This is a genomic window from Actinomadura sp. 21ATH (genome assembly GCF_041951345.1).
GTDB lineage: Bacteria > Actinomycetota > Actinomycetes > Streptosporangiales > Streptosporangiaceae > Spirillospora.
The window spans coordinates 916779-939738 of the sequence record NZ_JBGNUR010000001.1 but is presented as its reverse complement, the minus strand read 5'-3'; the positions used below and the strand labels follow the sequence as shown (position 1 = coordinate 939738).

Here is a 22960-nt window from a genome sequence, read left to right as displayed (position 1 = left end):
CCGTGGTGCACGCGCCCGCGGACCCGGTCCCGGATCCGGCCCCGGCGGAAGAGCACGTGCACGTGACGATCGTGCTCCCCTGCTACAACGAGCAGGACCACGTCATCGACGAGGTCGAGCGCATCACCAAGGTCATGGACGACAGCGGCAAGAGCTACGAGCTGCTGGCCGTGGACGACAAGTCCACCGACGACACGCTGGCCAGGCTGCGGGAGGCCGCGCCGCGCTTCCCGCACATGCGGGTGATCGCGTTCCAGCACAACAGCGGGTCGGGGACCGTCCGCCGGATCGGCAGCCAGCAGGCCCGCGGCGACATCGTCGTGTGGACCGACGCCGACATGTCGTACCCGAACGAGCTGATCCCCGACCTGGTCGAGATCCTGGACACCGACCCGTCGGTCGACCAGGTCGTCGGCGCGCGGACCACCGAGGAGGGCTCGCACAAGGCGCTGCGCGTCCCGGCCAAGTGGCTGATCCGCAAGTTCGCCGAGCGGCTCACCAACTCCAAGATCCCCGACCTGAACTCCGGGCTGCGGGCGTTCCGGCGCGAGGTCTCGCTGCCCTACCTGCGGCTGCTGCCGCCCGGGTTCTCCTGCGTCACGACGATCACCATCGCGTTCCTGTCCAACCAGCACCCGGTCCGGTACGAGCCGGTCCCGTACTCCAAGCGGGCGGGCAAGTCCAAGTTCCACTTCACCAAGGACGCCTACCGCTACATCCTGCAGGTGCTGCGGATGGTGATGTACTTCAACCCGCTCAAGGTGCTGATGCCGCCGGCGCTGTGGCTGCTGCTGATCGGCTTCGGCAAGGGCGTGTTCGACATGATCGTGCACTTCGGGTACTTCGCCAACAACACCGTGATGATCTTCATCACCGGGCTGCTGATCGCGTCGCTGGCGCTGCTCGCCGACCTGATCGTCCGCTCCCGCGGCGACACATGACCGGGGCGCCCTTGAAGATCGCGATCGTGGGGCCGGCGTTCCCGTACAAGGGCGGCGGCGCGCACCACACGACCGAGCTGGCGCACCGGCTGGCCGCGGCGGGGCACGCCGCGGTCATCGAGTCCTGGCGCGCCCAGTACCCGTCGTTCCTCTACCCCGGGCAGCAGACGATCTCCGAGCCGGAGGGCGAGCCGTTCCCCGGCACCCGGCGGCGGCTGGACTGGCGCCGCCCGGACGGCTGGTGGCGCACCGGCCGCGACCTGCGCTCGTACGACCTGGTCGTGCTGGCCGTGCTGAGCCCCGTCCAGGTCCCGGCGTACCTCGGGATCCTGGCCGGGCTGCGGCGCCGGACGAAGGTCGTCGCGCTGTGCCACAACGTGCTGCCGCACGAGCGCAAGCCGTACGACGTGCCGCTGATGAAGCGGCTGCTGCGCAAGGTCGACGGCGTCCTCGTCCACTCCGGGCAGCAGGCCGGGCTGGCGCGCGGGCTCACGTCCCGCCCGGTGAGCGTGGCCGAGATGCCCGCCCACCTGCCCACCGCCCCGGCCGCCGACACCGGTACGGCGGGGCGCCGCGACCGGCTGCTGTTCTTCGGGATGATCCGCCCGTACAAGGGCCTGGACGTGCTGCTGCGCGCCCTCGCCGCCGGCCCGGACGGCGTCGCGCTGACCGTGGCGGGGGAGTTCTGGGGCGGCGTGGACGGGACCCGCGCCCTCATCGGCGAGCTCGGCCTCGGCGACCGCGTGGACCTGCGTCCCGGCTACGTTCCCGCGGCGGACGTGCCGGAGCTGTTCGGCGCCGCCGACGCGCTCGTGCTGCCGTACCGGACGGCCACCGCCTCGCAGAACGTCTGGATGGCGTACGAGTACGGCGTCCCCGTCATCGCCACCCGCGTGGGCGGGTTCGCGGACCAGATCCGGGACGGCGTGGACGGCATCGTCTGCGAGCCGGACGACGTGGGCTCCCTCACGGACGCGCTCAAGCGCTTCTACGCCGAGGGGGAGCCGGAGCGGCTGCGCGCCGGCGTCCGGCCGGTCGACCACGCCCCGCTCTGGGACGCCTACGTCGAAGTCTTGGTGAACTTCTCCGGCTCGTCCTGAACCGGGCCGTCCGGCGCCACCTTGCCCCGTCCCATCAGGAACGCGACGCCGGCGCCGGCGAGGTCGGCCAGCGTCAGGATGACCCGGGACGCGATCGCCACCACGATCGGCGCGCCCGCCGGCAGCACCGGCCCCAGCACCATGACCAGGGCGGCCTCGCGGGCGCCGATCCCGCCCGGCGCGATGAAGACCAGCAGGCCGAACACGAACGCCAGCGCGTACGCGCCCGCCGCCTGGAACGGCAGCCCCGCGCCCTCGCCGCCCACGGCCGCGCACAGCAGCCAGGTGTGCGCGCCGAACAGCGCCCAGCCGAGGATCGTCCAGGCCGCGGCCACCAGCGTGGTGCCCAGGCTCACCGGGTGCTCCAGCGGCGGCCGGCGGGCCAGCCTGAGCGCGGTGTCCAGGCACCAGGTCACGATCCGCGGGTGCAGCGCGGCCAGCATCACCGGCGCCAGCAGGAACAGCCACCAGTACCGGTCGCGGGCCGCCTCGGACGTCAGCGGCAGCGTCACCGCCGCCATGGCCAGCCCGCACGCGCAGGACGTCGCCACGGCGAGCATCGTGGAGCTGAAGCTGCGCAGCCGCGGCACGTCGTGCTCGCGGGTCATCTCGATCTGCGTGACCAGCGCCCACACCTTGCCCGGCACGTACTTGCCGAGCTGCGAGATGTTGGAGATCCGGAACGTCGCCCGGACCGGCAGCGGCGAGCCCAGTCCCGCCAGGTACGCGCGCCAGCCGAGCATCCACACGAACAGCCCGGCGACCCCGGTGACGAAGGCCCCCGCCAGTGTGATCCAGGACATCTGGCCGAAGGCCCGCACGGTGTCGTCCCACTGGGAGACCAGGCTGTAGGCGCAGAAGCCCAGCGCGAGCAGCACCAGGAGGATCCGCAGCACGCGCATCAGGACGGCCTTCGACTTCACGCGCCCCAGATTAGGCCACCCCCGTGAGCGGCTGCGCTTACAGTGGTCGGCGATGAAACTCTCGGATGTGGTCGCCTTCATGGGGCACCAGGTGCACGTGTGCCGGTACCGCGAGGCGGGGACGCTGCTCGGCTGGATGGGGAGCGACCTGCGCGGCAAGCGGGTCCTCGACGTCGCCGGCGGCGACGGCTACTGGGCCGGGCAGGCGCGCAAGCGCGGCGCCGAGGCCGTCTCGATCGACCTGATGCGCAAGAAGATGGTGTACGGCCGGACGCTCGCGAACGCGCCCGCGCTGATCGAGTGCGACGCGCTGCGGCTGCCGTTCGCGGACGGCTCGTTCGACGCGGTCCTGTCGGTCTGCGCGATCGAGCACTTCGACGACGGCGGGAAGTCGCTGGACGAGATGGCGCGGGTCCTCAAGCCCGGCGGTGAGATCTTCATGTCCGCCGACGTGCTGAGCCGCGCCGACGCCTGGCCCAAGCTCCGCGACGCGCACAGGTCGAAGTACCACGTGCAGCACACGTACACGCACGGCAGCCTGCGCGAGCTGATGGACGACCGCGGCCTGGACCTGGTGCGGTACTCGTACCAGTTCCGCACGGCGGCGGCCGAGCGGCTCTACCTGTCGCTGTCGACGTACGGCGGCAAGGTCGGCTTCAACGCGGCGGCGCCGCTGACCCCGATCGTCGCGATGACCGACCGGCGGGCGCCGAACGAGCGCGGCAGCATCGTGCTGATCCGCGCCCGCAAGCGCGGCTGACCGCGATCCCGCGGCGACACGGCCGAATTCTTCGCGTTCCTTCCCGGCGGCCCTATTCGGCGTAGGCTCGGTGAGCGGCGGGGTGATCCCCCTCACTCCGGCCTTCCGATGGGCTTGCCGATCTTCGCGGGGATAGGGGTGGACCCTTTGGCGCCTCGGATTCTGCTCGACGCGACCGCCGTACCCGCCGACCGCGGGGCGCTGGGCCGGTACGTCGACGGGCTGCTCCGCGCCCTGCACGAGCTGGGCGCGGACCTGGCGGTGGCCTGCCAGCGCGCGGACGAGGAACGGTACGGCGAGCTCGCGCCGCGCGCCCGGATCGTGAAGGGCCCGGCGGCCCTGGCGCACCGCGCGTCCCGGCTCTCCTGGGAGCAGTCGGGGCTGCCGTACGTGGCCCGGCAGGTCGGCGCGGACGTGATCCACCTGCCGACCTACATGATCCCGATCCAGGCGAACCGGCCGACGGTGGTGACGATCCACGACGTGACGCTCTTCGCCGAGCCCGAGGTGCACGACCCGGTCCGGACGACGTTCGTCAAGTCGGCGACCCGGACCGCCGCGCGCCGCGCCACCCGGCTGATCGTGCCGTCCCGCGCGACCCGCGACGAGCTGGTCCGGGTGCTGGACGCCGATCCCGGCCACATCGACGTGGCGTACCACGGCGTCGACCACGAGGCGTTCCACCGGCCGTCGGAGGAGGAGACCAAGCGGGTCTCCGACCGGCTGGGGCTGCACGGGCGGCCGTACATCGCGTACCTGGGCGCCCTGGAGCCGCGCAAGAACGTGCCCAACCTCATCCGCGGCTGGGTGCGCGCCTGTGAGGACCGCCCCGACCCGCCCGCGCTGGTGCTGGCGGGCAGCGGCGGCTGGGACGACGAGGTGGACGCGGCGCTGGCGACCGTGCCGCTGGGGCTGCGCGTGGTGCGGCCCGGCTACCTGGCCTGGACGTCGCTGCCGGGCTTCTTCGGCGGCGCGCTGGCGGTGGCGCTGCCCAGCACCGGCGAGGGCTTCGGCCTGCCGGTGCTGGAGGCGATGTCGTGCGGCGCCCCGGTGCTGACGACCCGGCGCGGCCCGCTGCCCGAGGTGGGCGGCGAGGCGGTCGCCTACACCGAGCCGGACGCGGCGGCCATCGGCGCCGCGCTGGAGCGGCTGATGGACGACCCCGACCGCCGCCGGACCCTCGCCGACGCCGCGTACGCCCGGTCCCAGGGGTTCAGCTGGACGGCCTCCGCGGAGGCGCACCTGGCGTCGTACGAGCAGGCAGTGGCGCAGTATCCGGCCGGCTGAGGGGACAAGTAGGCTCGGCCGGACGTTTTTCTGGCCGTGGGAGCCGGGACCGGCCCGGCCGTCCGGGGAAGGAGCCTCTTGGAAGCGATCCTGTTGGTCGGAGGGCAGGGGACCCGCCTGCGCCCGCTGACCATTTCCACCCCCAAACCGCTGCTTCCCACGGCGGGAGTGCCCTTCCTGGCCCACCAGCTGGCGCGGGCGCGGGCGGCCGGCGTCGACCGCATCGTGTTCGCGACGTCGTACCGCGCGGAGATGTTCGAGGCCGCGTTCGGCACCCGGGCGCACGGCGTCGACCTGGTCTACCTGACCGAGGACGAGCCGCTCGGCACCGGCGGCGCGATCCGCAACGCCGCGCGCGGCCTGACCTGCGGCCCCGACGACCCGGTGCTGATCCTGAACGGCGACATCCTGTCCGGCCACGACGTCCAGGCCCAGGTGGCGGCGCACGAGAAGGCGGGCGCGGCGGCGACGCTGCACCTGACGCCGGTCGACGACCCGTCCCGGTTCGGGTGCGTGCCGACCGACGCGGACGGGCGGGTCACCGCGTTCCTGGAGAAGACGCCGCATCCGGTGACCGACCAGATCAACGCGGGCTGCTACGTGTTCCGCCGCTCGGCGATCGACGCGATCCCGGCCGAGGAGGTGGTGTCGGTCGAGCGCGAGACGTTCCCCGAGATGATCGCCTCCGGGGCGGTCGTCATGGGGTACGTGGAGCCGGGCTACTGGCTCGACGTCGGGACGCCGGAGGCGTTCGTCCAGGGCTCCCGCGACCTGGTGGAGGGGCGGCTGGCGTCGTCCGCGATACCGGGCGAGCCGGGGGAGCGGCTGGAGCTGGACGGCGCGCGCGTGTCGCCGGGCGCGGTCGTCCGCGACGGCACGACGGTCGGGCGCGGCGCGTCCGTGGAGGCGGGCGCGACGGTGCTGGGCAGCGTGCTGCTGGACGAGGCGCACGTGGAGGAGGGCGCGACCGTCCGCGACTCGGTGGTCGGCCGGCACGCGCGGGTGGGGCCGGGCGCGGTGCTGGACGGCGTCGTCCTCGGCGACGGCGCGGTCGTCGGCCCGGGCAACGAGCTGCGCGGCGGCCTCCGAGTCTGGCCGGGCGTGGAGCTACCGGCCACCGCCCTGCGCTTCTCAACCGACGCATAGCCCCCTCACGGCCCCGGCAGCCGCGTTGACTCGTGGCGTGTCCTCCTGGTCGGGGCGCTCCAGAGGCGAGACACGCCACGAGTCAACGTTCTGGAGCGCTCGCGCGGTGGCCGGCGGCGGGTACTCTCGCGTCCGTTATGGACGGGGCTCTGGTGCGGGTGTGGCGGGCGCCGTTCGCGGTCGATCTCCTGCTGACTCTGCGGCCGCACCGGCGGGGGCCGCACGATCCGGCGTTCCGGGTCGAGCGGGACGGGTCGGTCTGGCGCGCCTCGTTCACGCCGGAGGGACCGGGGACGCTGCGGCTACGGAGGCGGGGGGACGCCGTCGACGCCGCTGCCTGGGGGCCGGGCGCGGAGTGGCTGCTCGACGGGGTGCCCGGGCTGCTGAGGGCGGGGGACGTCCCCGAGGAGTTCGAGGCCCGGCATCCGGCCGTGCGGGACGCGCTGCGGCGCCATCCGGGGCTGCGGATCGGGCGTACGGGCCGCGTCTTCGAGGCGCTGGTGCCGGCGGTGCTGGAGCAGAAGGTCCTCACCGCCGAGGCGTGGCGGGCGTGGGGCTACCTGCTGCGGCGGTTCGGCCGGCCTGCGCCCGGGAACCCGGCGCTGCGGGTGCCGCCGCCGCCCGAGGTCTGGATCCGGATCCCCTCGTGGGAATGGCACCGGTCCGGCGCCGAGGCGGTACGGGCCCGGACGATCATCGGGGCCGCGCGGGTCGCGGCCCGGCTGGAGGAGGATCCCGCCGATCCCCGGCTGCGGTCGCTGCCGGGGATCGGGGTGTGGACGGCCGCCGAGATCCGGCAGCGCGCCGCGGGGGACGCCGACGCCGTCTCCGTCGGCGACTACCACCTGCCCGGGATCGTGGGCTGGGCCCTGACCGGGCGCAAGGTGGACGACGCCGGGATGCTGGAGCTGCTGGCGCCGTACGCCGGGCACCGGCACCGCGTCACCCGGCTGCTGGAATCGAGCGGCGCCGGTCCGCCGCGACGCGGCCCCCGCCTCGCGGTGCGCGACTACCGCCGCTTCTGAAAGAGGGGCGCCCCGCGCGGCGGCGCAGCCAGAAGTTGCCGGGCGTCCAGTCGAGGCCGTCGCGGGAGTCGGCGCCGAACAGCGGACCCAGCACGGCCAGGGCGGCGAGGAGAGCGAGCATGACCCACATGGTGCGTTCCTTCGTTCCGTAGGGATGAGCCCTGGCCAGGGGCGCGTTTCCGCGGTTGCACATCCAGTGTCGCGCGGCGAATGTTTCAGGTCCAGCGATACTTTCTGCAGGGTTCGTGTAAGAATCGCTTCACAATGCTGGATCTGGGACGGCTACGCATGCTGCGCGAGCTGAAGCTGCGCGGCACCGTCGGCGCGGTCGCCGACGCGCTCGGCTACACCCCGTCCGCGATCTCCCAGCAGCTCGCCCAGCTGCAGAAGGACGTGGGCTGCGAGCTGGTCGAGCGGGTCGGCCGGCGGCTGCGGCTCACCGAGGCGGGCGAGGTGCTGGCCGGGCACGCCGAGGCGCTGCTCGCGGCGGCGCAGCGCGCCGAGGAGGAGGCGCTGGCCGCCAGCGGGCGGGTCGCCGGCACCGTCCGCGTCGTCGGCTTCCAGACCGCGCTGCTGCACGTTCTCGCGCCCGCGCTGCCGCGGCTCGCCGCCGCGTACCCGGACCTGGTCGTGGACGTCCTGGACGAGGAGTTCCACCGCGTCCTCCAGGCGCTGGTGCTGCGCGAGATCGACGTCGTGCTGACCGACGAGTACTCGCACCTGCCCCGCCCGCGCCGGCCCGAGCTGGCCGCCGAGGTGCTGATCACCGAGCGGATGCGGCTGGCGCTGCCGGAGGCGCGGGTGGAGGGCGACGGCCCGGTCCGGATCGCGGGCCTGGCCGGCCACACGTGGGTGTCCGGCCACGTCGGCACGAACCACGCCGACCTGCTGGAGCGCACCTGCGTCGAGCTGGGCGGCTTCCGGCCCCGGGTCCGGTTCCGGTCCAACGACTTCATGGTGCTGTTCGCGATGGTCGCCCAGGGCGGCGCGGCCTGCCTCGTCCCGGACCTGGCGCTGGCCGAGCTGGAGGAGGGCGTCGCGGTGCGCGACATCGCCGAGGCCCGGGTCAGCCGCCGCATGGTGATGTGGACGCGGGTGGGCGCCGACGTGCGCCCCTCGGTGCGGGCGGTGCTGGACGCCCTGCGCGCGTCCGCCGACGAGCTGGCCGCCCGCCGGACCAGTCTCGTTCGCGGCGCCGTGAAGGGGGAATAAACCGGTGCGAGCCCGCGCTCTCCCTGACGATTCCGGCCGGACCCGCCTCTCTTCATTCTATGACGCTTGGCATAGAGTTCGATGTCATGGATGCCATGAACAGCAGCGTGCCGAGCCCGAACGCGGTCCGGCGGGCGCTCGCCCGGGCACGCGATGGCAAGACGCTCGATCCGGCCGAGGCCACCACCCTGCTGCACGCGCGCGGCGCGCAGCTCGACGACCTGCTGACCTACGCGGCGCGCACCCGGGACGCCGGCCTGGAGGCCGCCGGGCGGCCCGGCGTCATCACCTACAGCCGCAAGGTCTTCATCCCCCTCACCCGGCTGTGCCGCGACCGCTGCGGGTACTGCACGTTCGCGACCGTCCCGCACAAGCTGGAATCCCCCTTCCTCAGCCCGGACGAGGTCCTGGAGATCGCGCGGCAGGGCGCCGCGATGGGCTGCAAGGAGGCGCTGTTCACCCTCGGCGACCGGCCCGAGGACCGCTGGAAGCAGGCCCGGGAGTGGCTGGACGCGCACGGGTACGACGACACGCTCTCGTACGTGCGGGCGATGGCCGTCCGGGTGCTGGAGGAGACGGGCCTGCTCCCGCACCTCAACCCGGGCGTGCTGGGCTGGCGCGACTTCCAGCGGCTCAAGCCGGTCGCCCCGTCCATGGGCATGATGCTGGAGACGACGGCGACCCGGCTGTTCAGCGAGCGGGGCGGGCCGCACTTCGGCTCCCCGGACAAGGACCCGGCCGTGCGGCTGCGGGTGCTGGAGGACGCGGGCCGCACGAACGTCCCGTTCACCACCGGCATCCTGATCGGCATCGGCGAGACGGCCGAGGAGCGCGCCGACGCGATCTTCGCGCTGCGGAGGACGATGCGGGAGTACGGGGCGGTGCAGGAGGTCATCGTCCAGAACTTCCGCGCCAAGCCCGACACCAAGATGCGCGACACCCCGGACGCCGAGCTGGAGGAGCTGGCCGCGACGATCGCGGTCACCCGGCTCGTGCTGGGGCCGAAGGCGCGCGTCCAGGCGCCGCCGAACCTCGTCGCGGACCAGTACGCCCTGATGCTGCGCGCCGGGATCGACGACTGGGGCGGGGTGTCGCCGCTGACGCCCGACCACGTCAACCCCGAGCGGCCGTGGCCGCAGATCGACGAGCTGGCCGCCAGGACCGCCGAGCAGGGATTCACGCTGCGCGAGCGGCTGACGATCTACCCCGAGTACATCAAGCGCGGCGAGCCCTGGCTGGACCCGCGCCTGACGGGGCACGTCGCGGCGCTGGCCGACCCGAAGACCGGCCTCGCCCGCGAGGACGCCGTCCTGGAGGGGCGGCCGTGGCAGGAGCCGGACGGCGGGTTCGCGGAGTTCGGCGGCACGGGCCGCACGGACCTGCACGTCGAGATCGACACCAGCGGCCGGACGAGCGACCGGCGCGAGGACTTCGACTCCGTCTACGGCGACTGGGACGCCCTGCGCGACCGGATGTCCGCCCCCAAGCGGTTCGACGCCGACGTCAAGGCGGCGCTCGCGAGCGCCGAGCGGAACCCGGCCGGCCTGTCGGACGACGAGGCGCTCGCCCTGCTGCACGCCGACGGTCCCGAGCTGGACGCGCTCGCGAAGATCGCCGACGACCTGCGCAGGGAGGCCGTCGGGGACGAGGTCACCTACGTCGTCACCCGCAACATCAACTTCACCAACGTCTGCTACACCGGCTGCCGCTTCTGCGCGTTCGCGCAGCGCCGCACCGACGCCGACGCGTACACGCTCTCCCTGAGCCAGGTCGGCGACCGGGTGGACGAGGCGTGGGCGGCCGGCGCCACCGAGATCTGCATGCAGGGCGGCATCCACCCCGACCTGCCCGGCACCGCCTACTTCGACCTCGCCCGCGAGGTCAAGAAGCGCGCCCCGGACATCCACCTGCACTCCTACAGCCCGATGGAGGTCGTCAACGGCGCCAGCCGCACCGACCTGTCGATCCGGGAGTGGCTCCAGGGCGCCAAGGAGGCGGGCGTCGACTCGCTCCCCGGCACCGCCGCCGAGATCCTCGACGACGACGTCCGCTGGGTGCTGACCAAGGGCAAGCTGCCCACCGACCAGTGGATCGAGGTCGTCACCACCGCGCACGAGGTCGGCCTCCCGACGACGTCCACGATGATGTACGGGCACGTCGACAAGCCCGAGCACTGGGTCGCGCACATCAAGCTGCTGCGCTCGCTCCAGGAGCGGACCGGCGGGTTCAGCGAGTTCGTGCTGCTGCCGTTCGTGCACCACAACTCGCCGATCTACCTGGCCGGGCTGGCCCGCCCCGGGCCCACCGCCCGCGAGAACGTGGCCGTTCACGCCCTCGCCCGGATCCTGCTGCACGGCGCGATCTCCAACATCCAGACCTCCTGGGTCAAGCTCGGCGACGAGCTGTGCACCCGCGTGCTCCAGGGCGGCGTGAACGACCTGGGCGGCACGCTGATGGAGGAGACGATCAGCCGGATGGCGGGGTCGGAGAACGGCTCGTTCAAGACCATCAGCTCGCTTGAGGAGATCGCCGCGGCGGCCGGCCGGCCCGCCCGGCAGCGCACCACCACCTACGGCGAGGTCCCGGCGGAACGGATCGAGGCGGCCCGCCGCACCGACGGCGTCGGCCACTTCGGAAAGGCCGGGCTGAGCCTTCCGCTCGTCGGCACCTGACCATTGCCGTGAACGGGGACCGGGCGGCACCGAATGGCGCCGCCCGGTCCTCACCGCAATTTCAGCGGCGCCGCAATTTCAGCGGACCTCGATGAACGCGTCCGGGGAACGGGGCGGCCGCTGCCGCGGCGGCGCCGCCGCGTGCCCGATTCCCACGGCGCCCATCGGATCCCACTCGTCCGGAAGGTCCAGGACCTCGCGGACGACGTCGCGGCAGAACATCGTGCTCGACACCCAGCACGAGCCGAGCCCCTCGACCGCCAGCGCGACCAGCAGGTTCTCCACGCCGGCGCCGGTCGCGACGACGAACATCTCGCGCTCCGCCGCGGCCCGCCGCTCGTCCGGGTAGTCGTGCGAGCCCTCCATGACCAGGCACGGGACGGCCAGGTACGGGGCGCGGCGCAGCACGTCGCCGCGGCGCAGCCGCTTCGTGATCGACTCCTCGGTGAAGCCGTCCCGGCGCAGGTCGGCCTCCCACGCGTCGCGCATCGCGTCCAGCAGCCGGGTCCGCGACTCCGCCGACTCCAGCAGCACGAACCGCCACGGCGTCGTGTGGTGCGGCGCCGGCGCGGTGATCGCGGCGGCCACGGCGCGCCGCACCGCCGCCGGGTCGACCGGCTCCGCCGTGAACTCGCGGATCGTCCGGCGCGCGTGCAGGACATCGGCCGAGCCGTACCGGAACATGTCCTCGTCCGGCGGCCGGACCAGCTGCCGCGCCCCCGGCCCGTCGTCGGCCGTGACCAGCGACGACAGCCCGCGCACCACCGCGACCGGGACCCCGGCCAGCTTGCCCTTGACCAGCTCGCCCGCCGAGGCGATCTCGTCGGCGACGGCGGTGATGGTCGCGTCGAGCCGGTTGCCGTACGCGTCCTCGCGGCCGCGCAGATCGTCCAGCGGGGCCAGCCCGGCGACGCCGATCGCCGCGTCGGTCAGCCCGTTGCGCCACGGCCGGCCGAGCGTGTCGGACACGATCACCGCGACGTCCAGCCCGGCCCGCTCGCGCAGCCCGGCGCGGATGCGGCGGGCCGAGGCGTCCGGGTCCTCCGGCAGCAGCAGCACGGTGCCGGGCTCGGTGTTGGACGCGTCCACGCCCGCCGCGGCCAGCACCAGGCCCTGCCGGGTCTCGACGATCCGCGTCTCGCCGCGCGCGTGCGCCCGCCGGGCCACGACCCGCACGGTCTCGGAGTCGATCGCCTTCTCCCGGTCGCCGGCGACCAGGATCCGCCCCTCCGCCTTGCTGACGATCTTGGACGTGACCACCAGGACGTCGCCGTCCCGCAGCGCGTCCGCGGGCAGCAGCGCGGCGATGTCGTCGCCCTCGGCGATCTCGGGCAGCCCGGTGATCCCGAAGATCTCGATCGTGCTCAAGAAAGCTCCCTGTCTCCCGTTCGCCTCCGGGCCGCCTTCAGGCACGGGCTTCCCTCCTCGCTCGTTCCTCGCTCGTCAGTCCAGCCCGCGCCGCGGCCCTCCGGCTCACTCAGAACTCCTTGGCCAGGTCGAGGGCGGCGGCGGCGATGGCGGCGGTGGCGTCCGGGTCGCTCATCAGCAGCGGCCGGGACCGCACCTCGATCCCCGGCACCTCGGTGCCCGCGTCCGCCTCGTCCACCAGCCAGCCGTCCAGCAGCCCGGCGCCGTAGTGCGCGGCGACCGCGGCGGCGGACGTCTCCACCCCGATCGCGGTCAGGCACGCGTCGGCCATGCCGCGCACGGGCGCGTCCCCGATGATCGGGGAGATCCCCACCACGGTCTTCGCCTCGATCGCCTCCCGGATGCCCGGCACGGACAGGATCGTGCCGATGCTCACCACCGGGTTGGACGGCGGGAACAGCACCACGTCGGCCGCCGCGATCGCGTCCAGCACGCCGGGGGCGGGCTTGGCCTCGCCGGCGCCGATCGCGGTGATCGACTCGGCCGGGACCGACGCGCGCAGCCGTACCCACCACTCCTGGAAGTGCACCGCCCGCCGGCCCTGCTCGGGGTCGTCGAGCACCACGTGCGTCTCGACCTGGTCGTCGGTCATCGGGATCAGCCGCACGCCCGGGGACCAGCGGTCGCACAGCGCCTCGGTCACCGCCGACAGCGGGTAGCCGGCCGCCAGCATCTGGGTGCGGACGATATGGGTGGCGAAGTCGCGGTCGCCCAGCCCGAACCAGCTCGGCCCGACGCCGTACGCCAGCAGCTCCTCCTTGACCGTGAACGACTCGTCCAGCCGGCCCCAGCCCTGCTCCTCGTTGATCCCGCCGCCGAGGGTGTACATCACCGTGTCGAGGTCGGGGCACACCCGCAGCCCGAACAGCGAGATGTCGTCGCCGGTGTTCCCGATCACGGTGATCTCGGCCTCGGGGGCGGCCCGCTGGAGCCCGCGCAGGAACCGGGCCCCGCCGATCCCGCCCGCCGGCGCCACGATCTTCATGCTCATGGGGCTCAGCCTATGGCGCCGGAGGGTGAAGAGACGTCGGGGCCCGGGATGTGCAAAGCTTTGCGGGGGAATCACATTGCCTGCCACTGGAGAGATGTCGCCGTGAACAAGGAAGCCGTCCAGCGCCTGCGGGAACCGGCCGCCTGGGTATTGCTCGCCGCGGCGGGCGTGCAATTGTTGGCCGGCCTCATCGACCTCTTCCTCGGCGGCGGCGAGAACAGCGCCGGGTTCAAGTACCGCGCGTACCTTGAGATCTCCGGCGGCTTCTTCGCTCAGGTCGCCACGGTGGCGCTGGTGGCGCTCGCGGTGGCGCTGGTGGCCCTCGGCCCGGTGCCGACCCGGCAGGCCCGCACGATCGTCATGGGGGCGCTGGGCGTCCTCGGCGGCATCGGGCTGTTCACGGTCGTCTGCTGGCTCGCCTCGCTGCTCGTGGAGTCGCAGATCGCGGGCGGCGGCGCGAAGCTGGCGGTGTTCCTGTACGGCGCGTCGATCATCGCGGTGATCGGGATCGCCGGCTGGTTCCTGTTCGCCGTGTTCCAGGCCATGCAGCCGGCCCGCCCGCAGGGCCCGGGCCAGATGCAGCCCGGCGGTTACCCCGACTTCGGCTACCAGCAGGGCCAGCAGCAGTTCGGTCAGCCCCAGCCGCAGCAGCAGTTCGGTCAGCCGCAGCAGTTCGGCCAGCAGCCGCAGCAGCCCCAGCCGGGGTACGGCCAGCAGCAGTTCGGCCAGCCGGGCGCCGAGGGCGGCCAGCAGTTCGGGCAGCAGCAGCCCCAGCAGCCGCAGCAGTTCGGGCAGCAGCCGTACGGCCAGCAGCCCCAGCAGGACTTCCAGCAGGGCCAGGCGCAGCAGCCCCAGCAGCAGTTCGGGCAGCCGGGCGAGGGCCAGCAGTACGGCCAGGGCGGGCAGCAGGCGTACGGCCAGCAGCCCGCTCCCGAAGCCGAGGAGGGCGTGGGCGAATGGACCCGCGCCTACGGGGGTAGTAGCGGTGACCAGGGTCACGGCGCTCCTCAGGGCGAGCAGCGCCCCGAGGAGGGCGGCGACTGGTACCGCGACAACCGCCCCCCGCCGCCGCAGTGACGGCGCGTTGATCGAACGGTGATGGCGCGGTGATCACGCCTGCGCGGATGTTCCGGGCGATTAACTGATCTCCGTCCAAACGTGATCGTGCCCATAGCTCGAATAACACCCTTTGTCCCCCCGGAAACTCGTTCCGCTTGACGGACCGGGCGCTACACGCGTGTAATTTCGTGGGTGTAGTTCTGTGCCTTCTCGGGGGATGGAGCTGAGGGAAGGCATTGACCAGGGGGCTCCACGGGCTAGGAGGTGCGCTGTGAGCGAGGTAGTCATCCCGCTGGCGCACGGCACGGACGGCGAAGAGTTGGGCTGGCAGGAGCGCGCACTGTGCGCGCAGACGGACCCGGAGGCTTTCTTTCCGGAGAAGGGCGGCTCGACTCGCGAGGCCAAGAAGGTGTGCCGGGCATGCGAGGTACGGGCGGAGTGCTTGGAGTACGCGCTGCAGCACGACGAACGCTTCGGCATCTGGGGCGGTCTTTCCGAAAGGGAGCGCCGCAAGCTGAAGCGCCAGGCCGTCTGATCGGCGTCGAGCGGTCGCGGGGAACTCGCGGGCGAAGAAGCGAGAAGCGAGGGACCCGGAAGCGAGAGCGCGGGAAGAGACGGAACGGTACGGGCGGGCCGGGCGGCTCCCCAGAGGATCCGGGGGGATCCGGGGGCGGCGCGGCCCGCCCGCGCGTACAGTGTCAGCCGTGCCGGCCCCGGAGGGGCGGCACGGCTGCTATCGTCCCGACCCCAATCGAGACCCCTCAGACCTCACAGATCGAGCGGACCCTTGTCGCCCACTCTCGATCGCCATGTCGTCACGGCGGTCCTCGTCGCCCACGACGGTGCGCGATGGCTCCCCGAGACGCTGAAGGCGCTGCTGACCCAGACCCGGCCCGTCCAACGCCTCGTCACCGCGGACACCGGGAGCCGGGACCGCGGTCCCGCCGTGCTCGCCGAGGTGGTCGGCGCCGGCAACATGCTGACGCTGCCCCGCACGACCGGCTACGGCGAGGCCATCGCGGAGGCGCTGCGGCATCCCGCCGCGTCGCTGCCGGTCCCCGTCCCGGAGGACGCCCCGGCCGAGCCCCGGACCGAATGGGTCTGGCTGCTGCACGACGACTCCGCCCCGGCCCCCGACGCGCTGGCCCGGCTGCTGGCCGCGGCCGACGGCGACCCCAACGCCGCCGTGCTGGGCGGCAAGCTGCGCGACTGGGACGACCGCCGCGTGCTGCGCGAGGTCGGCGTCGCCATGGACGGTGCCGCCCGCCGCGAGACCGGCGTCGACCGCCGCGAGTTCGACCAGGGCCAGCACGACAGCCTGCGCGACGTGATGGCGGTGGCCAGCGCCGGCATGCTCGTCCGCCGGGACGTGTGGGACGCGCTGGGCGGGTTCGACGTCGAGTTCGGCCTGTTCCGCGAGGACGCCGACTTCTGCTGGCGGGCGCACGCCGCCGGGCACCGGGTGGTCGTGGTCAGCGACGCCGTGCTCTACCACGCCGAGGCGTCCTGGCGCGGCGTCCGCGAGATCGGCATGACCGCCGAGTCGCGGCGCCGCCGCGACCGCCGCAACGGCCTCTACACGCTGCTGGCCAACCAGCCGCTGCCCGCGATGCTGCGGGCCCTGCCGCGGAACGTGTGGACGACCCTCACCCGCGCCCTGTTCCTGCTGGTCGTGAAGCGGCAGGACGCGGCCCGCGACGAGCTGGCCGCGCTCGGCGACGTGCTGCGCGCCCCCGGCCGGCTGCGGCGGGCCCGCGCCGCCCGGGCGGACGGGCGCAAGCGCGTCCACCGGAGCATCCGGCGGTTCCAGCCGCGGCGGGTGGCGCTGCGCCGCATCGTCGACGCCGCCGCGGCGTACTTCGCGGCGCGCGGCGGCCGGCGGCACGACGCCGACGACGAGCCCGAGCGCGACCAGGGCCCGGGGACGCTGCGGCGGCTGCTGGCGCGGCCCGGCGTCATGGTCGGGCTCGGCCTGACCGCCGTCGCGCTGGCCGCCGAGCGCTCGCTGATCACCGCCGCCGGGCGGCTCGGCGGCGGCGCGCTCGTCCCCGCCTGGGGCGGCGCGAGCGACCTGTGGGCCCAGTACGCCGCGGGCTGGCACGGCACCGGGCTCGGCTCGGACGCGGGCAGCCCGCCGTACGTCGGCGCGCTCGCGCTGCTGTCCACGGTCCTGCTCGGCAAGCCGTGGCTGGCGGTGTCGCTCCTGCTGCTGGGCAGCGTGCCGCTGGCGGGGCTGTCGGCGTACCACGCGTCCCGGCTGCTGATCAGGGAGAAGCGGCGGACCGGCCGCCGGGCCCGCGCGACCGGCCCCCGGATCCCGATCTGGGCGGTACGGGTGTGGTTCGCGGCCGTGTACGCGCTGCTGCCGGTGGGCACCGGCGCGATCGCGGGCGGCCGGCTCGGCACCGCCGTGGTGATCGTGCTGCTGCCGCTGATCGCCGTGCAGGCGATCCGGATGTTCGGGCTGCCGCGCTCGGCGGGCCCGGCCGATCCGCGCCGCGCCGGGCGGGCCGCGTGGGCGGTCGCGCTGCTGCTCACGGTCGCGATGGCGTTCGTCCCGCTGACCTGGCTGCTGGCGCTGCTCGCGGGCGTCCTGCTGTGGGCGCTGTTCGGCGGCACGGGCGCCCGCCCCGGCCGGCTCGCCGCGCTCGTCGCCGGGCGCGGCCGCCGCAACCTCGTGATCGCCCTCGGCGTGCCGCCGCTGCTGCTCCTGCCGTGGACTCTGGGACTGCTGCTGCACCCGTCCCGGTTCTTCCTGGAGGCGGGCCTGCACGGGCCCGCCACCCCGCTGGCCACCGCCCGCGGCCTCCTCGAACTCGACCCCGGCGGCCCCGGCACCCCGGCCCGCTGGACCCTCTACGGGCTGCTGCTCGTCGCGGTCTGCGCGCTGCCGCTGCGCAGCCGCCGCACGGTCGTGCTGACCGGCTGGCTGCTGGCCGTCGCCGGGCTGCTGACCGCGATCGTGATGAGCATGGCCACCGTGACCAAGGGCGGCGACACGGCCCCCGCGTGGCCGGGCGTCGCGCTGCTGTTCGCGGGCGCCGGGGTGCTGCTGGCCGCGACGGCCGCCGTGCAGCGGGCCGTGGACGTGCTCGCCGGCAAGCACCTCACGTACCGGATCGGCGGCGCGGTGATCGTGCTGGCCGCGCTGACCGCGCCCGTCCTCGCCGCCGCCGGCTGGATCGCCGGCGGCGCCGGCGGCCCGCTCGGGCGCACCGACCCCGACGCCGTCCCGTCGTTCGTGTCCGGCCCCGCCGGGCCGCGCACGCTCGTCCTGAGCCGCGAGCCGGGCGGCCGCGTCGCGTACACCGTGCTGCGCGGCCGCGAGCCGATGCTGGGCGAGGCCGAGACCCCCGCCGGTGAGGACGCCACCCGCCGGATGGACGACCTGGTCGCCGGGCTGGCCGGCGGCCGGGCCGCCGACGGGCGGGCGCTGACCCGGATGGGCGTCCAGTACGTCCTGGTCCCGCGGCCGTCCCGCGACGCGCTGACCCCCGTGCTGGACGCGGCGCCGCAGCTGTCGCGCCTCAGCCGGACCGACGCGTTCGGCGTGTGGCGGCTGCCCGACCCCGCCGGCCGGCTGATGCTGCTGGACGGCGGCACCGCCACCCCCCTCGAAGCGGGCGAGATCGGCGCCCACGTGCGGATCCCCGCGAGCCGCAACGCCCGCACCCTGCTGCTCGCCGAGTCCGCCGACGGCGGCTGGCGTGCCTCTCTGGACGGCCGCGACGTGGAGTCGCGGACCCTGGACGGCTGGGCGCAGGCGTACGAGATCCCGGCGGGCGGCGGCCGGTTCGAGCTGACCCGCAGCATGTGGACGCGGCACGTCTGGGTCGGCGTCCAGGGCGTCGCGGTCCTGGCCGTGGCCGTCCTGGCGCTGCCGGGCGCCCGCCCCGAGGCCGTCGACCTCACCAAGGGCGGCCGCCGCGGCGCTCACGGTGCCCGCCGGGGCCGCCGCGCCCGCTCCCTGGCCCGCCGCGCCGCCGCCGGGGCCGAGCGCCGCACCGGCGCCCTGCGCGCCCGCATCCGGCCCGAGCCCGAAGAGGCGCCCGACGGGGAGCCCGCGCCGGCCGGGGAGCGCGTGTGAACCCGGAGAAGATCGTCCGCCTGCTCGGCATGCGCTACGCCACCGCGGCGCTCGTCCTGCTGGCCGTGGCCGCCCTGTACGGCGCCGCGGCCCTCTCCCGCCCCGCCGCCGACGCCACCGGCCCCGGACGGGACGCTCCCGTCACGTCCGCCGTCGCCGTGTGCCCCGGCAAGGAAGGCGCCCGGCTGACCGTCCAGAGCGCCTCTCAGGACCTCCTGGAGGCCAAGGGGAAGCAGCCCGGCCGCGCCGACCTCTACCCGACCCGTGGCGGCGCGCCCGCCGGCTCGCTCGCGTCGTTCGGCGGCGGCCTGCTCAAGGACCTGCCGGAGCCGGGCGACGACTCGTACACCGTGCGGGCCCAGGGCGCCCTCGCCGCGGGCCTGGAGGCCGGGCAGACCACCCACTGGCCCGGCGGCGAGGACCGCGGGCTCGCGGGCGTCCGCTGCGCCCGTCCCGGCACCGACCAGTGGTTCGTCGGCCCCGGCCCGGTCGCCGCCGAGAGCGTCCAGCTGCACCTGGCCAACGTGGACCGGCAGCCCGCCGCGGTCGACCTCACCGCCCTGTCCGGCGACGGCCCGCTCGACACCACCGACGGCCGGGGCATCCCCGTCCCCCCGTACGGCACCAAGGTCATCGAGATCGGGAAGTCCGCCGAAGGGCTGGGCGACACGGTCAGGACGGCGAGCGACCTGGCCCTCCGCGTCCGCGCCACCGCCGGCCGCGTCGCCGCGTCCGTCCGCGTCCGGATCGCCGGCGGCAAGGGCATCGACTGGGTGCCGCTCTCGCCGTCCCCCGCGACCTCGCTGATCGTTCCCGGCGTCCCGGCGGGCGAGGGCAGGCGCCGCCTCCTGGTCGCCGTACCCGGGGAGGAGAACGCCGGCATCAAGGTCCAGGTGATCGGCCCCGACGGCGCGTTCGCCCCCGAAGGCCAGGACACCTTGGACGCCCCCGCCGGCACCGTTACCGCCGTCGACCTCGACCGCGCCCTGTCCGGCAAGCCCGCCGCCGTGCGGCTGGTCTCCGACCGCCCGATCCTGGCCGGCCTGGACGCCCAGAAGGGCGCCGACGTCGCCTACGGCACCGCGACCCCGCCGCTGGCCCCCGGCGGGTTCGGCGCCGTCTCCGACAACCGCTTCGACACCACGGTCACCCTGACCGCCCCCCACGGCCCCGCCGACGTGCGCATCACCCCGATGACCGCCCAGGGCCCCGGGGCCCCGAAGGACGTGCGGATCCCGTCGGAGCGGACCGTGGACGTCAGGCTCCCCGCCCCGTCCGGCGCCAACCAGGGCCTCCTGATCGCCCCGCGCCCCGGCTCGGGCCCCGTCCACGCCGTACGCGTCCAGTCCACGGGCAAGGACGACAAGGCCCTATTCACGACCCTGCCCGTCCCCCCGGCCGTGACCACGGTCCACCTGCCGCCGGTAGGAGACACCCAAGGCGTCCTGTACTAGCCCCGCCCCCGCCGCCTTCAGGGGGCCGAGGGGACGGAGTCCCCAGCAGTGGGTGCGGGGGACGGCGGGTGGTGGGGAGGGTCGCCCCTCCACGATCACTCGTCGTAGCTGGGGTCCACGGACTCGGGGGAGAGGCCGAGGAGGTCGGCCACCTCCTCGACCAGCAGGTCGCGGATGAGGCGGGCGGTCTCGCGGTCGCCGGTGGCCCGGGCCTCGATGGGGCGGCGGTAGACGACGATGCGGACGGGCGCCCCGTCCTCGGCGGGGACGGTCTGGCCCAGCGGTACGGGCCCGTCCGACCAGGGCTCGACGGCGGGGACGTCCTCGACGGCGAACTCGACGCGGGCCAGTTCCCGCTCCCAGCGGCGGCCGAGCCGGCGTACCTCGTCGGCGACGAGGTCGTCGAAGCGCTCCGCGCGGGTACGGGAGAACGGGGCCTGCGGGGGCGTCAGAGGGCCGCGGAGGCCGCGACCGTGCCGGTCGCGGCGGCGCACGCCTGCCACACGGGATCGCACGTCTCCCACACTACCCCTCGACCGCCCCTCGCGCCCCGCCCGAGCGGCAGGCCGGACCGCATCCGGGCGGGCACGGTATGTGATTGTTGCGCGGGAATTAGGGCGGTAACGGCGACACGTCTGCGCGGGTGGTGGCGGAGTCGGCGGCTGGGAGGTACGGTCGGCCATCGTGAGCCCCGTCCGCATCTGCTCCCGCACCGCCTGCAAGGCGCCGGCAGTCTTCACGCTCACGTACGTCTACCGCGACTCGACCGCGGTCCTGGGGCCGCTCGCCACGTACGCCGAGCCGCACTGCTACGACCTGTGCGCGGAGCATTCGGAGCGGCTCACCGCTCCGATGGGATGGGAACTGGTCCGGCTTCCGGTGGAGGAGGACCCCGAGCCGAGCGCCGACGACCTGGAGGCCCTCGCGGACGCGGTGCGGGAGGCGGCCAGGCCCGCGCCCGGCACCGGCCAGGAGCCGGTGGGGCAGGGCACCGAGGTCGGCCGCCGCGGGCACCTGCGGGTGCTGCGCTCCGAGCCCGCCGGGACGCAGCCCGGCCAGGAGTGACCCGGTCCGGGTGGTAGGGCGGCCGCGCCCGGCTCCCTTCGATAGGCTCGTTCCCCACATGGCGTCGTGGTGAGAACGCCGTGCCCGGCACCGATGAGACCTACCAGGGAGCAGGAGTGGGCGACCTCGCCAAGATCTTCAAGGCGTACGACATCCGGGGCGTGGTCCCGGACGAGCTCGACGCCGCGACCGCGGAGGCGGCCGGCGCCGCCTTCGTGCGGGTGACCGGGGCCTCGGCCGTGGTGACCGCCCACGACATGCGCGAGTCGTCGGTGCCGCTGGCGGCGGCGTTCGCGCGCGGCGCGACGAGCCAAGGCGCGGACGTCGTCGAGGCCGGGCTGGGCTCGACCGACATGCTGTACTACGCCAGCGGCGCGCTCGACATGCCCGGCGCGATGTTCACCGCGAGCCACAATCCCGCCAAGTACAACGGGATCAAGCTGTGCCGGGCGGGCGCCAAGCCGGTCGGCCGCGACACGGGCCTGACCGAGATCCGCGACATGGTCGAGAAGGGCGTCCCCGCGTACGACGGGCCCAAGGGCACCGTCTCGGAGCGCGACCTGCTCAAGGGGTACGCCGACCATCTGAAGACGCTGGTCGACCTGTCCGGGATCCGGCCGCTGAAGGTGGTCGTGGACGCGGGCAACGGCATGGGCGGGCACACCGTCCCGTCGGTGTTCGAGGGGCTGCCGATCGACCTCGTCCCGCTCTACTTCGAGCTGGACGGCACGTTCCCCAACCACGAGGCCAACCCGATCGAGCCGGCGAACCTGCGCGACCTCCAGGCGAAGGTCCGCGAGACCGGCGCCGACATCGGGCTGGCCTTCGACGGCGACGCCGACCGCTGCTTCGTGGTGGACGAGCGGGGCGAGATCGTCTCCCCGTCCGCGATCACCGCGCTGGTGGCCGTGCGGGAGCTGGCCAAGCACCCGGGCTCGCCGATCGTGCACAACCTGATCACGTCCAAGGCCGTCCCGGAGATCGTGTCCGAGAACGGCGGCGAGCCGGTCCGGACGCGGGTCGGGCACTCGTTCATCAAGCAGACGATGGCCGAGAGCGGCGCGGTGTTCGGCGGCGAGCACTCGGCGCACTTCTACTTCCGCGACTTCTGGTTCGCCGACTCCGGGATGCTGGCCGCGCTGCACGTGCTGGCCGCGCTCGGCGGGCAGAGCGAGCCGCTGTCGGCGCTGCTGGCCGAGTACACCCGGTACGCGGCGTCCGGCGAGATCAACAGCGAGGTGGCCGACCAGGCCGCCGCCGCCGAGCAGGTCCGCGCCGCGTTCGAGGGCCGGCCCGGCGTGGCCGTGGACGAGCTCGACGGGCTGACCGTGGGCACCGACGACTGGTGGTTCAACCTGCGGCCCTCCAACACCGAGCCGCTGCTGCGCCTCAACGCGGAGGCCGCCGACGAGCAGACCATGGCCGCGATCCGCGACGAGGTCCTGGCCATCGTGAGGGGGAAGTGAACGTGAGGCTCGACACCTGGCTGCTGGAGATCCTGGCCTGCCCCAACTGCGGCGGCGAGCTGCGCGCCGAGGAGCGGGACGACGAGCTGGTGTGCACCGGCACGTGCGGCTACGCCTACCCGGTGCGCGACGACATCCCGGTCCTTCTGGTGGACGAGGCCAGGACCCCCACCCCATGAGGGAGCCGGAGGGACGCCGCGGCGCCTGGACTGAGGAGTGCAGGGAGCTTGCGACCGGAGCGACGAGGGAAGGCGCCGCATGGGGGCGTCCTGTAGGCGACCGGGTAACAGAGAGGGAGCCGGAGGGACGACGCGGCGCCTGGACTGAGGAGTGCAGGGAGCTTG

At 74.3% G+C, this 22960-nt stretch carries 19 protein-coding genes; 15 read left to right on the top strand and 4 right to left on the bottom strand.

Translation table 11 applies throughout. From position 1 onward, the window contains the following. The first annotated feature begins 5 nt into the window (after window positions 1-5). Window positions 6-941: a glycosyltransferase family 2 protein gene (locus tag ACA361_RS04525; RefSeq protein ID WP_375010897.1), complete on the top strand. Its 936-nt coding sequence runs from the start codon at window positions 6-8 to the stop codon at window positions 939-941. An 11-nt stretch (window positions 942-952) separates the two neighbouring features. Further along, the gene (locus ACA361_RS04520) at window positions 953-2041 is read left to right on the top strand and encodes a glycosyltransferase family 4 protein (RefSeq protein ID WP_375010494.1); all 1089 of its coding nucleotides are present in this window, start codon (window positions 953-955) and stop codon (window positions 2039-2041) included. Here the strand turns inward: ACA361_RS04520 and ACA361_RS04515 are convergent. Then, entirely contained in the window at window positions 2002-2964 is a 963-nt protein-coding gene (locus tag ACA361_RS04515) for a YbhN family protein (protein ID WP_375010493.1), read from the bottom strand. The two genes, ACA361_RS04520 and ACA361_RS04515, sit on opposite strands and share 40 nt — an antisense overlap. Before the next feature lie 52 nt (window positions 2965-3016). Here ACA361_RS04515 and ACA361_RS04510 point away from each other — a divergent pair, with 52 nt between their 5' ends. The 6 genes from ACA361_RS04510 (at window position 3017) to ACA361_RS04485 (ending at window position 11066) form a co-directional block, all read left to right on the top strand. Then, window positions 3017-3724 (top strand): class I SAM-dependent methyltransferase, encoded by a 708-nt coding sequence (locus tag ACA361_RS04510; RefSeq protein WP_375010492.1) that lies wholly within the window; start codon window positions 3017-3019, stop codon window positions 3722-3724. A gap of 147 nt (window positions 3725-3871) precedes the next feature. Continuing rightward, on the top strand, window positions 3872-5011 hold the full coding sequence (locus tag ACA361_RS04505; protein ID WP_375010491.1) for a glycosyltransferase family 4 protein: 1140 nt from the start codon (window positions 3872-3874) through the stop codon (window positions 5009-5011). Between the two features lie 78 nt (window positions 5012-5089). Beyond that, window positions 5090-6157: a sugar phosphate nucleotidyltransferase gene (locus tag ACA361_RS04500; RefSeq protein ID WP_375010490.1), complete on the top strand. Its 1068-nt coding sequence runs from the start codon at window positions 5090-5092 to the stop codon at window positions 6155-6157. 137 nt (window positions 6158-6294) lie between these two features. Continuing rightward, entirely contained in the window at window positions 6295-7182 is an 888-nt protein-coding gene (locus tag ACA361_RS04495; RefSeq protein ID WP_375010489.1) for a DNA-3-methyladenine glycosylase family protein, read from the top strand. Between the two features lie 264 nt (window positions 7183-7446). After that, a complete protein-coding gene (locus ACA361_RS04490; protein WP_375010488.1) occupies window positions 7447-8394 on the top strand; it encodes a LysR family transcriptional regulator in 948 nt (315 codons plus the stop codon). A 95-nt stretch (window positions 8395-8489) separates the two neighbouring features. Beyond that, a complete protein-coding gene (locus ACA361_RS04485; protein WP_375010487.1) occupies window positions 8490-11066 on the top strand; it encodes a bifunctional FO biosynthesis protein CofGH in 2577 nt (858 codons plus the stop codon). 78 nt (window positions 11067-11144) lie between these two features. On the opposite strand, the gene ACA361_RS04480 is transcribed toward ACA361_RS04485, so the two are convergent. Together ACA361_RS04480 and cofD are read right to left on the bottom strand one after the other, a co-directional pair. Beyond that, a complete protein-coding gene (locus tag ACA361_RS04480) occupies window positions 11145-12434 on the bottom strand; it encodes a coenzyme F420-0:L-glutamate ligase (protein ID WP_375010486.1) in 1290 nt (429 codons plus the stop codon). Window positions 12435-12543: 109 nt separating this feature from the next. Beyond that, the gene (gene cofD / locus ACA361_RS04475; RefSeq protein ID WP_375010896.1) at window positions 12544-13479 is read right to left on the bottom strand and encodes a 2-phospho-L-lactate transferase; all 936 of its coding nucleotides are present in this window, start codon (window positions 13477-13479) and stop codon (window positions 12544-12546) included. Window positions 13480-13587: 108 nt separating this feature from the next. Here cofD and ACA361_RS04470 point away from each other — a divergent pair, with 108 nt between their 5' ends. From ACA361_RS04470 to ACA361_RS04455, 4 genes are all read left to right on the top strand, one after another. Further along, window positions 13588-14562 (top strand): hypothetical protein, encoded by a 975-nt coding sequence (locus ACA361_RS04470; protein ID WP_375010485.1) that lies wholly within the window; start codon window positions 13588-13590, stop codon window positions 14560-14562. Window positions 14563-14815: 253 nt separating this feature from the next. Beyond that, entirely contained in the window at window positions 14816-15079 is a 264-nt protein-coding gene (locus ACA361_RS04465) for a WhiB family transcriptional regulator (RefSeq protein WP_067487041.1), read from the top strand. A 252-nt stretch (window positions 15080-15331) separates the two neighbouring features. Beyond that, window positions 15332-18631, top strand: coding sequence for a glycosyltransferase family 2 protein (locus tag ACA361_RS04460; RefSeq protein ID WP_375010484.1), 3300 nt, complete (start codon window positions 15332-15334; stop codon window positions 18629-18631). Then, on the top strand, window positions 18628-20085 hold the full coding sequence (locus ACA361_RS04455; RefSeq protein ID WP_375010483.1) for a DUF5719 family protein: 1458 nt from the start codon (window positions 18628-18630) through the stop codon (window positions 20083-20085). Before ACA361_RS04460 ends, ACA361_RS04455 begins: the two co-directional genes overlap by 4 nt. Before the next feature lie 95 nt (window positions 20086-20180). On the opposite strand, the gene ACA361_RS04450 is transcribed toward ACA361_RS04455, so the two are convergent. Next, entirely contained in the window at window positions 20181-20600 is a 420-nt protein-coding gene (locus ACA361_RS04450; protein ID WP_375010482.1) for a metallopeptidase family protein, read from the bottom strand. Window positions 20601-20769: 169 nt separating this feature from the next. Between ACA361_RS04450 and ACA361_RS04445 the strand changes: the two genes are divergently transcribed. The 3 genes from ACA361_RS04445 to ACA361_RS04435 all read left to right on the top strand — a co-directional run bounded on the left by ACA361_RS04445 (window position 20770) and on the right by ACA361_RS04435 (window position 22795). Beyond that, a complete protein-coding gene (locus ACA361_RS04445) occupies window positions 20770-21150 on the top strand; it encodes a DUF3499 domain-containing protein (RefSeq protein ID WP_366615939.1) in 381 nt (126 codons plus the stop codon). A gap of 116 nt (window positions 21151-21266) precedes the next feature. Further along, window positions 21267-22616 carry a phosphomannomutase/phosphoglucomutase gene (locus ACA361_RS04440; RefSeq protein WP_375010895.1) on the top strand — a complete coding sequence of 450 codons (1350 nt, stop codon included), beginning with the start codon at window positions 21267-21269 and terminating at the stop codon, window positions 22614-22616. Beyond that, window positions 22613-22795, top strand: coding sequence for a Trm112 family protein (locus tag ACA361_RS04435; RefSeq protein WP_375010481.1), 183 nt, complete (start codon window positions 22613-22615; stop codon window positions 22793-22795). Before ACA361_RS04440 ends, ACA361_RS04435 begins: the two co-directional genes overlap by 4 nt. The last annotated feature ends 165 nt before the right edge of the window (window positions 22796-22960 follow it).